The sequence below is a fragment of the Corynebacterium sp. CMW7794 genome, assembly GCF_001563605.1.
Classification (GTDB): Bacteria; Actinomycetota; Actinomycetes; order Mycobacteriales; family Mycobacteriaceae; genus Corynebacterium; species Corynebacterium phoceense.
The window spans coordinates 56,204-69,881 of record NZ_KQ961706.1; the positions used below are offsets into that span (position 1 = coordinate 56,204).

The 13,678-nt window shown below is 62.9% G+C and carries 11 protein-coding genes and 1 tRNA gene; 6 read left to right on the top strand and 6 right to left on the bottom strand.

All coding sequences use genetic code 11. From position 1 onward, the window contains the following. From HMPREF3227_RS00300 to HMPREF3227_RS13120, 6 genes are all read left to right on the top strand, one after another. Entirely contained in the window at positions 1-867 is an 867-nt protein-coding gene (locus HMPREF3227_RS00300) for an SWIM zinc finger family protein (protein ID WP_066490730.1), read from the top strand. Between the two features lie 78 nt (positions 868-945). Beyond that, positions 946-2,094, top strand: a complete 1,149-nt coding sequence (locus HMPREF3227_RS00305) for a metallophosphoesterase family protein (RefSeq protein WP_066509352.1) — start codon at positions 946-948, stop codon at positions 2,092-2,094. Between the two features lie 6 nt (positions 2,095-2,100). After that, positions 2,101-4,818: an AAA family ATPase gene (locus tag HMPREF3227_RS00310; protein WP_066509355.1), complete on the top strand. Its 2,718-nt coding sequence runs from the start codon at positions 2,101-2,103 to the stop codon at positions 4,816-4,818. A gap of 270 nt (positions 4,819-5,088) precedes the next feature. Beyond that, on the top strand, positions 5,089-5,586 hold the full coding sequence (locus tag HMPREF3227_RS00315; protein WP_066490745.1) for a MarR family winged helix-turn-helix transcriptional regulator: 498 nt from the start codon (positions 5,089-5,091) through the stop codon (positions 5,584-5,586). 119 nt (positions 5,587-5,705) lie between these two features. Further along, complete coding sequence (locus HMPREF3227_RS00320) at positions 5,706-6,005, top strand: molecular chaperone GrpE (protein ID WP_066490747.1); 300 nt, start codon at positions 5,706-5,708, stop codon at positions 6,003-6,005. A gap of 197 nt (positions 6,006-6,202) precedes the next feature. After that, a complete protein-coding gene (locus HMPREF3227_RS13120; RefSeq protein ID WP_154666904.1) occupies positions 6,203-6,370 on the top strand; it encodes a hypothetical protein in 168 nt (55 codons plus the stop codon). Positions 6,371-6,594: 224 nt separating this feature from the next. On the opposite strand, the gene HMPREF3227_RS00325 is transcribed toward HMPREF3227_RS13120, so the two are convergent. The 6 genes from HMPREF3227_RS00325 to HMPREF3227_RS00350 form a co-directional block, all read right to left on the bottom strand. Further along, positions 6,595-6,668, bottom strand: a tRNA-Arg gene (locus tag HMPREF3227_RS00325). 119 nt (positions 6,669-6,787) lie between these two features. Continuing rightward, the gene (locus tag HMPREF3227_RS00330) at positions 6,788-8,386 is read right to left on the bottom strand and encodes an alpha/beta hydrolase (protein ID WP_066509360.1); all 1,599 of its coding nucleotides are present in this window, start codon (positions 8,384-8,386) and stop codon (positions 6,788-6,790) included. Positions 8,387-8,611: 225 nt separating this feature from the next. Then, entirely contained in the window at positions 8,612-9,247 is a 636-nt protein-coding gene (locus HMPREF3227_RS00335; RefSeq protein WP_066490752.1) for a LutC/YkgG family protein, read from the bottom strand. Further along, a complete protein-coding gene (locus tag HMPREF3227_RS00340; RefSeq protein ID WP_066509362.1) occupies positions 9,247-10,794 on the bottom strand; it encodes a LutB/LldF family L-lactate oxidation iron-sulfur protein in 1,548 nt (515 codons plus the stop codon). The genes HMPREF3227_RS00335 and HMPREF3227_RS00340 overlap by 1 nt, the downstream gene beginning before the upstream one ends. Next, positions 10,794-11,579 (bottom strand): (Fe-S)-binding protein, encoded by a 786-nt coding sequence (locus HMPREF3227_RS00345; protein ID WP_066490756.1) that lies wholly within the window; start codon positions 11,577-11,579, stop codon positions 10,794-10,796. Before HMPREF3227_RS00345 ends, HMPREF3227_RS00340 begins: the two co-directional genes overlap by 1 nt. 405 nt (positions 11,580-11,984) lie before the next feature. Continuing rightward, positions 11,985-13,637, bottom strand: coding sequence for an L-lactate permease (locus HMPREF3227_RS00350; RefSeq protein WP_066509364.1), 1,653 nt, complete (start codon positions 13,635-13,637; stop codon positions 11,985-11,987). Positions 13,638-13,678: the final 41 nt, after the last annotated feature.

A 13,678-nucleotide genomic window follows, 5' to 3' on the forward strand; every position in this document is an offset into this window, starting at 1 on the left:
ATGGCGGATTCAACCACGGGCGACGCAACGAACGATGGCTCGACGCCTGACAACGTCACCTACGTCAACTTCGGCACGCGCAAGCGCGTGACTACGCAGGACGAGGTCCTCAAGGTCGACCGCGTCAACCACTCCGGATCCTCTATGTCTCCGGCCGCGACGCGCCTCGTGTCCTTCATGAGCAAGGAAGTCGACGCCGGACGCTTGGCGCGCGGGCGTGACTACGCTCATGCGGGCAACGTCGTCGGCCTTGACGTGCGCAATGGCGCCATTCACGGGCGTGTGGCCGGCAGCCAAAACGAGCCCTTCGCCGTGCTCATCCAGCTGCCGTACCGCAGCAACGACGATGTGGGCCAGGTCAGCGAGATTATGGCGCGCACTCCCAATGCCATCCGTGACGCGCGTGACGGCCTCCTGCCCGTCCGCGTCCTCGATATCCTGTTGGGTGAGGACCCCGACGACGTGCGCTTTAGCTGCTCGTGCCCGGATCACGCTCCATTCTGCAAGCACATCGTGGCGGTGGTCGACCGCCTCGCCGCGCGCATGGACGCCGACCCTTCCGTCGTCTTCGCCATGCGCGGCCTGAGCTTCGCCACGCTGGAACAGTCCATGATGGCCCAAGCTCAGGAAGCTTCCCGCGACGCGTATTCGCCGAACTCCGGTCTGGACTCCGCGGAGCGCAACCAGCTGTTCTGGAACGGCCGCGGCCTGCCCGATATTCCTGAGCCCAAGATCGCGCCGGCCCTTGAGGACTCCGATATGGATCTGCTCCGGAAGGCCTTGCGCTCTGTCACGCACACCAATCTCGAATTGTTGCGCGCCGTGAGCGATATCGAAGAACTCTACGATTTTTTGGTGCAGCGCTAAAGGCATGCAGCAAGACTCCTAGCCGGCGCGTTCGATATAACTCGGCGTCATGTCGACCCCCTGTTTTATGGTGGAGCCATGACTCAACGCGTAACTTTTATCCATACCTCGGACTTCCAGTGGGGAATGCAGCGCTGGTTCCTCGAAGGCGAGGCACAGGCCCGCTTTAGCGCCGCCCGTCTTGCCGCCGTTGAGCGCCTGGGCGAGCTCGCCACGCGCACCGGCGCGCAGTTTATTGTCGCCGCCGGAGACGTCTTTGAACATAACTCTCTTACGCGCCAGACCACCGGCCGCGCCAATGAGGTGCTCGCTGGTCTGCCGGCGCCTGTTTACCTGTTGCCGGGCAACCATGATCCTCTCGTGGCTGACTCGATTTTCCGTACCGCGACTGCGGAGAACGTCTATGTCTTGGGCGATAGCGTGCCACAGGAGGTGGCCGACGGTGTCGAGCTCGTGGGGGCTCCGTTGCTTACCAAGCATGTCAACCGTGACCTCGTTGCTGAGGCCCTGCAGGGACTTGAGCCCACGGAGAATATCCGGATCGCAGTGGGCCACGGCCAGGTCTCCTCGCGTACCTCCACGCCTTCGCCAGCAGAGATTGACTTAGCGCAGGTCGAGCAGGCCGTTCGCTCCGGCTCTATCGATTACCTTGCTTTGGGCGATACGCACTCAACCCAGAACCTCTCGGCGACTGGCGCGGTGTGGTTCTCTGGTTCGCCCGAAGTGACGGATTTCCATGGCCTCGAGACGGATAACGGCGAGCGTGATTCCGGCAATGCTCTCGTGGTCACCATCGAAAAGGACGGCACGGGACCGGCTACGGTGACGGTAGAAAAGCACCACGTGGGGCAGTGGCGCTTTGACGCTGTGTCCGCGGAGCTTGACTCCCTCGAAGACGTGGAGTCTTTCCTGTCGCAGCTGCGTGCCTATGAGAATAAGGACCGCACCGTCATCAAGTACGGTCTCACCGGCACGCTGAGTCTGACCGCACAGCGCGCGCTGGAATCAGGGCTTGATGAACTCACTGATATCTTTGCCGCGCTTTATCCGCGCGAGCGCCTTATGGACTTGGTGACCGAGCCCGACCCGGATGAGCTCGACAACCTCGGACTTACCGGCTTCGCCGCGTCGGCGCTGGAAGAACTCGTCGAGGATATGAGCGCTGGCGACCTCGAAGCGCGCGATGCCACTAATCTGCTGTTCCGTCTTACTGCCAAGGGAGCCTAAACCACCATGCGTATTCATTCCATCGAATTGAACAACGTCCGCGGCGTGCGCCACCTGCGAGCCGACAATTTTCCGGATACCGGCGTCATCGTTATTCATGGCGGCAACGAGGCGGGTAAGTCGACCATCCTCGACGCGCTCGGCATCGCGCTTTTGGAGCGTGCCGGGTCCACGGCGAAAACAGCGCGCGATAAGACGCTGTCCGATCGCGGTGTCATGTGGCTCAAACCCGTGGACGTGGACGAGGCACCCGAGGTCACCGTGTCCATGAGCATTGGCCCTTATGACTTCAAGCTGTATAAGCGCTTTATCAAAGGCTCGAAGACGGAGCTGGAGATTACCTCGCCGAAGCACGAGAGCCTCACCGGTCCGGATGCTCAGGCACGACTCGACGAGATTATCGCTGAACATCTCGACAAGGCTCTGCTGGCGACGCTCTTCCTGCGCCAAGACCAGCTTGATGAGGGCATCGCCGCAGCTGGCGTGCCGTCGCTGACTGCGGCGCTGGAGCGCGAGACCGGCACGGACGCCGAGACCTCATTCGGTGACGACACTGACCTCATGCGCCGCGTCTCGGACGAGTTTCGCCGTTACTACACGGAGAAGGGGCGCGCCTCCGGTGAACTGAACAAGGCGGAGAAGAACCACGAGGCCTGCGTTGCCGAGGCCGCGCAGAAGCAGAAGAAGGTTGATGAACTTGCAGGCTTCGTGGACAGTCACGCTCGCGCGAATGACAAGCTCGAGCGCGCGCGTGAGGATCTGCCTGAGGCACGCTCCGTTCTGGAGGAGCGCGAAGCATCCGCGGCGAAGGCGACGCAGATGGCTGCCGCCGTGGAACAACAGCGCCAAGGCGTGGAACGCGCACGTCTCGACTCTGAGCGCGCAGACCAGGACCTCGCGCGCCGGGAAGAGCTGCGCAGCAACCTGGAGGAGTACGAAACTCAACTGAAGACGGCCGTTGAGGCCGTCGCTGCCGCAGAGACCGCCGCCAGGGAAGAAGAAGAGACCGTCGAGGAGCTCACCGCGGCGCTCACTAAGGCGAAGGCTGTGCGTGATGAAGCACGCACGGCCCGCGATGCTGCCCGTGTCGCTGCTGAACACGCCCAGGACCGTCAACGCCTGGCCCAGCTGCGCGAGCGCGTGAGCGAACTCGATGGCCTCGACGCGGCGGTGAAGGACGCCCGCGAGGTCGCCGCTGCGCGGGGTCGTGTCATCACGGATGCTGACGTCACGCGTGCTGAAAAGGCCTCCAACGAGGTCGAGCTTGCTGCCTCCCTGCGTGAGCAGGCGGCGGCCAAGCTGATTCTGCGTTCGGGCAAGGACTCGAGCGTCACCGTTGACGGCGAGGAGCGTGCGCTGCCCGCTGATGAGGATGTGACTGTCGCGCTCGATAACGGCACCGTGCTGGATATTGCTGGCATTTCTGCTCGCTTCGATGCAGGTGCTGCAGCGAGCGGGGACGCGCGTGCGCGTGAAGACAAGGCACGTGCCGCGCTCGCCGATATTCTGCAGGAGCTCGAGTGCGTAGACGTGGATGAGGTCCGCGCGACCCGTGACGCACACCGCGAAGTGGGGGAGCACCTCTCCCGGGCCGAGGCCGACTTGCGCTCTGCGCTGCGTGGCGAGGAGCTCGGCGACTTGCGTGCACAGCTGGGCGCCCTGGAGGCACAGCTCGAGGTTGCGGCTGCTGGTGTCAAAGACACTGCGGAAGAACTCAGCGTCGCCGAAGCAGAAGAAGCCCGCAAGGAAACACACGACGCATTTGAGACCGCCGACGCCGAGGTCGACAAGGCCGCGGCCCGCCTTGAACCGCTGCAACGTCGCCAGGCGCAGGCGGAACTCATCGCGGTGCAACAGAACGAAAAGGCAGTCCGCGAGAACGTTGAGCGTGCGCAGAAAGCCGTGGCTGCAGCCGCAGAGGCCGGCAGCGTCGAGGATCTGCAGGTGGCGGCGGAGGCCGCGAAGACGGCGCTGAGTGAACTGGAGGAACAGCTGGAGACGGCTGAGCGCGAGCTTGCAGACAACGACCCGACGCTGGCACAGAAGCTGGTGGTGGGCGCACAGACGCGCGTCGAGACTCTGGAGAACACCATCAGCACCGCCGAGAAGGAGATGCTCAGGATGGAGTCTTATATCTCGGCAGCCTCCGGCGCGGCAGAAGAACTTGAGCTTGCCCTTGCTGCTGAAGAGCTGGCGCAGCAAAAGCTCGCGGCCGTGCAGCGTCGCGCTGCTGCCGCGCGTCGTCTCTACGAAGTGCTCCAGGAGCACCAGACGGCCGCACGCCAGCGGTACGCGGCACCGTTTGCTGACCGCCTGGGACAGCTCGCGCGTTCCCTTTTCGGCGGCGACATCACATTCGACCTGGATGAGGAACTGCGCATTGCCAGCCGCACACGCGGCGGCGTCACGGTCGACCTCGACGCGTTGTCCGGTGGTGCGAAAGAGCAGCTGGGCATTCTCACGCGTCTGGCTATCGCCGACATGGTGGGCGATGACGCGGAGGGTGGGGGAGAGTTGAATGCTGGTGTGCCTGTCATCATTGACGACGCATTGGGTTCCACGGACTCGCAGCGCCTAGAACTCATGTCCACCATCTTCGCGGATGCCGGGCGTCACAGCCAGGTCATTGTGCTCACGTGTATGCCTGAGCGTTATGAGTGGATCCCTGGTCGCGTCGAGTTCGACATCGAAGATTTGAAACGTGTTCCACTTGCGGGTCGGTAATTCTTTGACGCCCCACCCTGGCATGCACGGCCGGCAGGGTGGGGCGAATGGTTGAATAGCACAACGAAACCTTAGATAGTCCTTAGTGAACAACTGTTTACGGTGTCACTATTGTACTCCGCGGCGACTTCATTAATTACGTTGTTATGATATGTTTTCTGAATTTAAGGTAAAAACTCGTTATATGAATCCGCTAAAGTCGCAGGTAGACCACAAAAGAAACTCATTTATTGGTTTGTTAAAGTGCGTTGAAGTGCTACCCTTGTTGAGGTGACTACAGAACCTCGATGGCTTAACGCGGAAGAGCAGGAGCTCTGGCGCGATATTCTCGGCACCATTCGTAAAATCAACCGCGGCATGGATGAGGCGCTCATGGCGCGTGGCGATCTCTCCGTGTCGGAGTTCTCTGTTCTTGTTTCGCTGTCTGAGGCTCCCGAGCAGCAGCTGCGTCTGCGCGAGCTGTGCGCGGATCTGGACTGGGACCGCTCCCGCACCTCGCACCAGGTCACGCGCATGGAGCGTCGCGGTCTCGTGCAGAAGATGAAGTCCGTGGGTGACGCTCGCGGTGTCGTTGTGCGCATCACCGACGCTGGCCTGGAACGCCTTGAGGCGGCTGCCCCGGATCACGTTGAGTCCGTGCGCCAGCTGGTCTTTGACCCAATGGACATGGCTGACGTCGAGGTGTTGAAGAAGTACTTCGCCGCAGTGGTGGACCATCCGGTGGACTTCTCCTCCGGCGTTCACGTGCCGGCCCAGGGCGAAGCTTAAGTTACCGCGCGACATTGGCAAGTAGGAGCGTTCTGTAGCGCCCTGATACCCCGCGGCACCGTTTTAAAGAATAGGTAACGCGAGGTCTTCTTTTGTCTGTATGCCATAGAATGGCGGACATGATGGGTCAAGAATTATTTGAGCACCCCCTGCGCCAGTACGCGGAGTACGGCGTGACAGAGTTGCGCGAGGAGTCGCCGCGGCTCGGGGATCCGGCGTCTTTTGAAGATGATACGGCTACCGAGGAGCAGCTCGACCTCATGGAGGAGGTCTTCGCGCGCCACGCGGAGGACGCCGTGACCTTCGACGAAGAATCTGGGCTGTGGATTGTCGGTCCCGAGGAAGATATTGAGCGCATGTTCGCGGACCGTGAGGCGTTCCTTGACGCGCTGGAAGCGGGCGAAGATCCGGGCGTGTAGGCGCTCGAACTTTCTGTCTACCCCGTAAGGGGGTTGTTAGCACTAGGTAACCGTATGGTAACGAAATATCTCCGGATCGATAGGGAGATATGGGGCGCCACCTGCTACTCTAATAAGGGTTATTAAGAGACCAGAACGTCATCGAAGTGCCGTTGCGGCCTTCCTGGTCTTAAAGGATGAACGAAAGGAATGACGACATGAGCACTCGTCTGGAAACCGAAAAGCAAGAAGCTGCCGCCCGCGAAGCTGACAACGGCATCGCGAAGGAATTCCTTTTTGCCATCCCGATGTTCATCCTCTCGGCCATCGTGTGGATGGCCGCTCTCATGGGTATGCACTACATTGAGATGGGTTCCCTCTTCTAATTAACCTTGAGCTTTAGCGCGTCGGCTCCGGCACTTGCCGGGGCCGTTCGTTGTCTTGGCGCACTGCTTTTTCGTCCCTGAACCCCTACATGACACAGCTGCATAGCGAGCAGCGTTGAGCGGTTGCTCGCTGGCCGCGTGATAGTGGCGAGGGGCCGAACGTTGAGACGTGCAAACAAAATCCCGTTGGCCAACATTTCTGCTGGTCAACGGGATTTTTATTGTGCCCCCGACAGGGATCGAACCTGCGACCTTCGGTACCGGAAACCGATGCTCTAATCCGCTGAGCTACGGAGGCATGTGCTGTGCGCAGCACCGCCGGGCACTGCGCACGCAACGAGGAATAGTTTAACTCACACCCTTCCCGGAACAGGAATTGCCCCGGGGGTGGCGTGGTGGCTGGACTGAGTGAAAATCCTAGTGCAGCCCCGGTGCCGAGGTAGCGGCGGTATGACCGGTGCGCAGGTAGTCCACCACGATGTCATCCACGGCCTTGTTGCCGAGAGCAAAGTGGCCGTGGCCCGGACCGTTGACGGTGACCTGGTGGGCGCCCATGGCGTCACGGATTTCGCCTTGGTAGCGGTACGGCGTCTGCGGGTCGCGGGTGCCGGAGAGCATGAGCGGGCGGGTCGCCAGGTGTGCGCCGCTGAGCTTGACCGGGGTGGCTACCGGGCCGCGGCCGCTGCAGGCGGTGCCAGAGCCCCACAGCGCCGGAAAAACGTCATTGAAGTCGCCCGTCACGAAGTTGGACCAGACGAGCAGCGGCAGCTGCGTGGGGTCGCCAGGAACGGTGTTCTCGTTGCACATGATGAGCGCCTGCATATTTTGCGCCTGCATGGCCGCGTCCATGAATTTCTGTTGGTCCTGCTCGCTGAGGCCGCCGATCCCCTCCGCGGCCATGTCGCGCTGTCCTGCGAGGTGTTCGGCGAACTTCTCCCACGTCTCGGGGCGCGGGCCGACCTCGCGTGTGATCGCGAAGGTCGTAGACGTCACGGGCACGGAGTTGGGATGCGTCACCTTGTCTGCAAGGAAATTGGCGTTGGCGCGCAGCGCGCCCGTGGCCGTCATGAGATCGGCGCCGGGCTGGCCCACGACCTCAAGACCGGGCGGTAGGTCGCCAATCTTCGCGTTCGGCGGGAGCGTGGTGGGGCGCACGCCGGATTCGCGCTGGATGCGAGCAGCCCAGCGCTCGTAGACCGCCAGAGGTGTCGTGCCGAGGTGGAAGCGTGCGTCGTTGGCCGCGATGTACGCGAAGAGATCGTGGTAGGCGCCCTCATAGCCGGCACGCTGTGCGGGCAGGAGGCCGTTCCACGTGAGGCTCGTTCCCATGGCGGAGTCGAGCACGACGCGGTCCGTGTGCTGCGGGAAGAGCGTGGCATACGTCGAGCCGAGGAACGTGCCGTAGCTGAGGCCTGCGATGGAGATGCGGTCCTCGCCCAGGGCCTTGCGCACTTCCTCCCAGTCACGCGCGGTATTTTCCGTGGTGAGCGAGTTCGTGTAGCCCGGCGTACCCTTCTCACAGGCGTCACGCACTAGCTTGCCGTAGGCAAGGAAAACGTCAGCTTCGCTGCCTCCTGCTTCCTCACAGCGCACTGGCGTGGAGCCGGGCAGGCCGCGGGGCTGGACGCCGATGACGTCCCACTCGTCGCGCACGGCCTGTGGCCACGCAATTGCGTCATTGCCAGCCCACCCGTAGGCGTCGCCGCCCGGGCCGCCCGGGTTGGTAAAGAGCGCACCACGGCGTGCAGAAGGATTGGCCGCGGGCACCTTGACGAAGCCGACGGAAATCGTGCCGCGATCTGGGTGACCGTAATACGTGGGGACCGTGACACGGCCACACTGCGCGCGGTCGATAGTGACCTCAGCGGGGCAGTCTTCCCACGCGATGGCTGGCCGATTCTCAGCCTGGGGTTGAGCCTGTGCGGCAGGTTGAGCGACCATGCTCGGGGAAAGCAGCGTCGCGGCTGCCGCCAGAGTGGCGAGCAGGCCGCGGAGAGGACGGGGACTAGTAGACACACAACTCCTTGCAAGACGGACCGTTCCCGCCGCGGGCGTTGTGGTGGCCCGGGAGACGGGACGACAGAGACTATTGGAACTACTTTTTACTGTAACAAAGCTGGCTACATGGCGCAGCTGACCCGTGCCGTGCGGGGCGCCGCGCGACAGCACAACGCCCCGCCGGCGGCATCGGAAAGATGCGCGAGCGGGGCGTGGTGACCCGTGGCGGGTCGCGGAGGCGTTTTACTTCACGAGCAGCACGATGAGGTCACGCGGGCCGTGGACGCCCTCCACGCGGGAGAGCTCGATGTCCGAGGTGGCCGACGGGCCGGAAATCCACGTGGCTGGGTAATCCGGGTTGATACGGGAGACCATCTCCGGCACGCCGTAGACAACCTGGTCCGGGCGCACGATGACGAGGTGGCGGTCCGGCACGAGCGAGAGAGCACGGCGGCCGCAGAGCGGGCCTGCCTCGAGCACGATGGTGCCGGTCTGCGCGGAAGAGACGTGGGACTCGGTGACGACGGCATCGACGTCGTTGAGCTCACGCGGGTCGGATTCGCGGGAGTCCGGAGTAGCGTGGCCGCCCGCGGCATTAAAGGCCTCGAGCAGGGAAGCGTCCATGCCCTCGGCGTAGCGCACGTCGGAGCAGCCGCGCTGCTGGAGGATCTCTGCGATCTTCTGCGGCAGCTCAGACTCGGCGGCCTCGTGCACGTCCGCCTTGTAGTCTACGAGGCGGTCGATGAGCATCTCATGCAGCTCCTGCGCGTTGAGCGTGCCCTTGGTCTGGTACTCGCGGGGGATCTCTACGTGGTCGGGGAGACCTGCCTGCTTCTGGGCGGTGCGGATGCGCTGCAGGATCTCAGTCTTGGCGTCCATTACTTGTCTTCGCCTTTCTGGGGAGCGTTCGAGAGGGCATTGGTGGGCAGGCCCTCGGCACGCGCCTGGGCGAGCAGGTCCTTGGCGTCCTCGGTTTCAAACCATTGACGGAAGGACTTCTTTGGCGGCACCGCGGTGTCGCGGCCTGCGGACCAGCCGGATAGGAACAGCGGCAGGGATTCCATGACGCCGTTGAAGCCGCCGAGCACGCGGCCCAGAGCGACGACGCGGGTAACTTTGTCCCACAGCTGCGGGTGGTTCCAGAGCAGGCCCACGGCGCCGAAGAGCTTGGGCTCGATGGGCGGGGCGGCGTGCTCAACCTTCTGGTGGCGGTTTTCGAGGATGACCTCGGTGAGCGGAATCTTCACCGGACAGACTTCGTCACAACGACCACACAGCGAGCAAGCGTACGGCAGGGAGGCCGACGGATCGTGGTGGTCCTTGATGCCGGTGAGCTGCGGGGTAAGCGAGATGCCGATGGGGCCCGGGTAGACGGAGCCGTAGGCGTGGCCGCCGGCGCGCTCGTAGACCGGGCAGACGTTGAGGCACGCGGAGCAGCGGATGCACTTGAGGGCCTGGTGGCCGATGGGGCTCGACAGGGCGGCGGTACGGCCGTTGTCGAGGAGCACGATGTGGAAGTTTTTCGGGCCGTCGCCTTCCGTCACACCCGCCCACATGGAGGTGTAGGGGTTCATGCGCTCTGCCGTAGACGAACGCGGCAGCAGCTGGAGGAAGACCTCGAGATCCTGGAACTTCGGCACGAGCTTCTCAATACCCATGACGGTGATGAGGGTCTCCGGAAGGGTGAGGCACATGCGGCCGTTGCCCTCGGACTCCACGATGTTGATGGTGCCGGTCTCCGCCACACCGAAGTTAGTGCCGGAGATGGCGACCTTCGCCTTCATGAACTGCTCGCGCAGGAAGAGACGGGAGGCCTCGGCCAGCTCGGACGGCTCGGCCTTGAGTTCGTCCGTGGTGTTCGGCATCTTGTTGACGAAGATATCGCGAATCTCGGCGCGGTTGCGGTGGATGGCCGGAACCAGAATGTGCGACGGCTTGTCGTCACCCAGCTGGACGATGAGCTCGGCGAGGTCGGTCTCCTGGGCGTGGATGCCCTCGGCTTCGAGGTGCTCGTTTAGACCGATTTCCTGGGTCGCCATGGACTTGATCTTCACGACATCCTGGACGCCCTCGGCGCGGATGAGGGAGGTGATGATCTCATTGGCTTCCTTGTTATCGCGTGCCCAGTGGACGTGGCCACCGCGCTTGGTGACCTGCTCCTCAAACTGGAGGAGGAGTTCCGGCATGCGAGCTGCGACGTCTTCCTTGAGGGCGGAGCCAGCGTCGCGCAGCTGCTGCCAGTCCGGGGTCTCATCGACCGCGTGCTGGCGCTTGTTACGAATGGTGGTGGTGGCGTGCTGGAGGTTGCGGCGCTGCGTGGCGTTGTTGAGGCCATCGTGCGCGGCAGGGACGAAGCCGCGGTCACCGCGGAGGTTGCCCACGCCCTCAGGGGAGCGCGGCGGAGTGGTGTCGAGGAACGTGGTCATTAGAGCATCTTCTCCTTGGAGTAGGCGGCCGACTTCGGGGTCCACGGGTGCTCCTTGGTGGACGCCAGAATTTCCGCCATGTGGACGGCGCGGATGCCGGAGCGCTGACGGGACAGGGTACCGGCGATGTTCATGAGGCAGGAAGAGTCGCCGCCGGTGACGTATTCAGCCTCCGTCTCCTTGATGTGGCGAGCCTTGTCGAAGGACATGGACTGGGAGACCTCGGGGTTCTTCAGCGAGAAGGTACCGCCGAAGCCACAGCACTCTTCCGCGTTCTGCAGCGGGACGAGGTCGATGCCTTCGACCTGCTCGAGCAGCTGGTACGGGCGGTCGCCCAGTTTGAGGAAGCGTAGGCCGTGGCAGGAGGAGTGGTACGTCACGCGGTGCGGGAAGAAGGCACCGACGTTGGTGACACCTGCGATGTCCACGAGGAACTCCGGGAGGTCATACGTCTTGCCCGCGGCCTTCTTCGCGCCGTCCACGTCCGCGGCGGTGCCGTGGCGGTCTGCGAGCTGCACGTGCTTCTCACGTACGGCGCCCACGCAGGAGCCGGAGGCGGCGACGACGTAGTCGATGGACGGGTCTGCGAAGGCATCCGCGTAAGAGCGGATCATGCCCAGCGACTCCTTCTGGTAACCGGTGTTGAAGTGCATCTGGCCGCAGCAGGTCTGTTCCTCCGGGAAGACAACCTCGTGGCCGAGGCGCGAGAGGATGAGGGCCGTGGCCTTGTGAGCATCTGGGAACAGGGCGTCGCCGATGCACGTGGAAAACAGTGCAATACGCATGTATGCGCTCCTTTGGGTTCCAGCAGTACTGCCTGTTGTCTCGATGAGGGCTGAAGCCAGCATTTTCCACGGAAACGGACACTGACCGCTGGGTTGTACGTGTTATGGGGTTATGTATGAAATAGTACCGCGCATGGTGTGTAAATTCGACGCAAAAATAGGCTTCTAGCTGCGCTTATTCCGCAACATTAGTGTTGCGGAATTCGCTACCTGCGCGCCCGCTATTAAAAGACGGGCCGGGAAGCCGGATTTCCGAACGGGCGTGAGGATTTCATCACAAGAAAACGGGGGTAATTCGGGAGGGCAATCCATAGTATGGTCGTCTTGGAACCGCCAAGAACGCACAAAGCCCGCCCGCGCTGGCTGAAGGAAAGCCAGCGTGGGCGGGGCGTGCGGAAAGTGCTTTTAGGGAACCAGGAAGCCGAGCGCGTTCGTCATGAGGAAGACAATAACGCAGACCACCACGAGGAAGAGTGCGGAGTAGCCCACGACGGCCTTGAGGATCTTGGACTCCTGGCCTTCCATTTGGACGGCGGTCGCGGCAATGGCGAGCGACTGCGGGGAGATCATCTTGCCCACGACGCCGCCGGCGGTATTCGAGGCGAGCATGAGGTCCGGGTTCACGCCAATATTGTTGGCGGCGGTGACCTGGAGGTTGGCGAAGAGGGCGTTGGCGGAGGTATCCGAGCCAGTCACGGCGGTACCGATCCAACCGAGGACAGGGGAGAAGAGGGCGAAGATGCCGCCGGCCGAGGCCACGAACTCGCCAATCGCGATGGTCTGGCCCGAGTAGTTCATGGTGTAGGCGAGCGCTAGGACCAGGATGATGGTGAGGGCCGACCATTTCATGCGGTTGGCCACGTCGCCAAACTTCGTGACGGGGTCCGAAGCCTTGAGCGTGTAGCGGCCGTTTTCGTTGAAGAACATGTAAATGACCGCCACGATGATGCCAGCAATAAGTAGCAGCGAGCCCGGGTTGCCAAAGACGTTGAAGCTAAACGCGGTGTCCATGGGCTTGCCGTCCGTGGCGAGCACGGTGCCATCGAGCAGCGGCCAGGCGAACTTCACCTTGAGGAAGCCGAAGAGAGCCGGTACGGCGGTGGCCAGGCCGAAGACGGCGGTGACGACGGCATAGGGAAGCAAGGCCATCCAGATGCGGGAGCCGGTGAGGTCCGTGGAGGTCTCCTGCGCCGGCAGACCCATGCGCTCACGCAGGGCGTCGACGTTCTTGGGCTTCCACACGCGCAGGAATGCAAACGCACAGCCGAGCGAGACGATGCAGGCGATGACGTTGGTGAGCTGGTAGGCAAAGAAATTCGCCGCGAGCCACTGCGCGATGGCGAAGGAGATGCCCACGACGCCGGCGGCCGGAGCAGCTTCCTTCACGCCGCGCCAGCCATCAAGGATGAAGAGAATGAAGAACGGCACGGCGGCTGCGATGAGGAAGACGATGGAGGAGATGAGGCCTGCGATGTCCGCGGTCTGTTCGACGGTGCGGCCGCCCACCTCACCGGCGGTGGTGACGGGAATGCCCACGGCGCCGAAGGCCACCGGAGCGGTGTTTGCGATGAGCACGACGGTGGCGGCCTTGAGCGGCTTGACACCGAGCGCCAGAATCATCGTCGCGGTAATAGCGACCGGAGCGCCGAAGCCGGCGAGGGCCTCGAGCAGTCCGCCAAAGCAGAAGGCGATGAGGATGGCTTGGATGCGGATATCGCCGTCGCCGAGAAGGTCGAAGGTCTTGCGCAGATCCTCAAAGCGTCCCGAGGCGACGGTGATCTCGTAGAACCAGATAGCGGTGACGATGACCCAGACGATGGGCAGTAAGCCAAAGAGCCCGCCGCGCACGGCGGAAGAGACGGCCATGCCGAAGGACATGTCGAAGCCGAAGATGGCGATGAGAAGCGCCACGAGCAACGCGACGGCGCCAGAGGTGTGCGCGCGGGCCTTAATACCCAGCAGCATGATGAAGAAGGCGACGAGCGGCAAGATGGACACCAGCGCGGTGAGCGCCGGCGAGCCAGCTAGGGCATCTGTCGTGATCTGAAAGGTGTTCATACGAACTCGCTTTCCCTAGGCAGAACAGGACACGGTAGCCC

What these genes read in the sequence shown, in the direction of transcription:
- HMPREF3227_RS00340 (WP_066509362.1), bottom strand. Translation starts at nt 10,794, where the DNA reads ATGACCACGTTCCTCGACACCACTCCGCCGCGCTCCCCTGAGGGCGTG.
- HMPREF3227_RS00300 (WP_066490730.1), top strand. Translation starts at nt 1, where the DNA reads ATGGCGGATTCAACCACGGGCGACGCAACGAACGATGGCTCGACGCCT.
- HMPREF3227_RS00345 (WP_066490756.1), bottom strand. Translation starts at nt 11,579, where the DNA reads ATGCGTATTGCACTGTTTTCCACGTGCATCGGCGACGCCCTGTTCCCA.
- HMPREF3227_RS00320 (WP_066490747.1), top strand. Translation starts at nt 5,706, where the DNA reads ATGATGGGTCAAGAATTATTTGAGCACCCCCTGCGCCAGTACGCGGAG.
- HMPREF3227_RS00335 (WP_066490752.1), bottom strand. Translation starts at nt 9,247, where the DNA reads ATGGACGCCAAGACTGAGATCCTGCAGCGCATCCGCACCGCCCAGAAG.
- HMPREF3227_RS13120 (WP_154666904.1), top strand. Translation starts at nt 6,203, where the DNA reads ATGAGCACTCGTCTGGAAACCGAAAAGCAAGAAGCTGCCGCCCGCGAA.
- HMPREF3227_RS00310 (WP_066509355.1), top strand. Translation starts at nt 2,101, where the DNA reads ATGCGTATTCATTCCATCGAATTGAACAACGTCCGCGGCGTGCGCCAC.
- HMPREF3227_RS00350 (WP_066509364.1), bottom strand. Translation starts at nt 13,637, where the DNA reads ATGAACACCTTTCAGATCACGACAGATGCCCTAGCTGGCTCGCCGGCG.
- HMPREF3227_RS00305 (WP_066509352.1), top strand. Translation starts at nt 946, where the DNA reads ATGACTCAACGCGTAACTTTTATCCATACCTCGGACTTCCAGTGGGGA.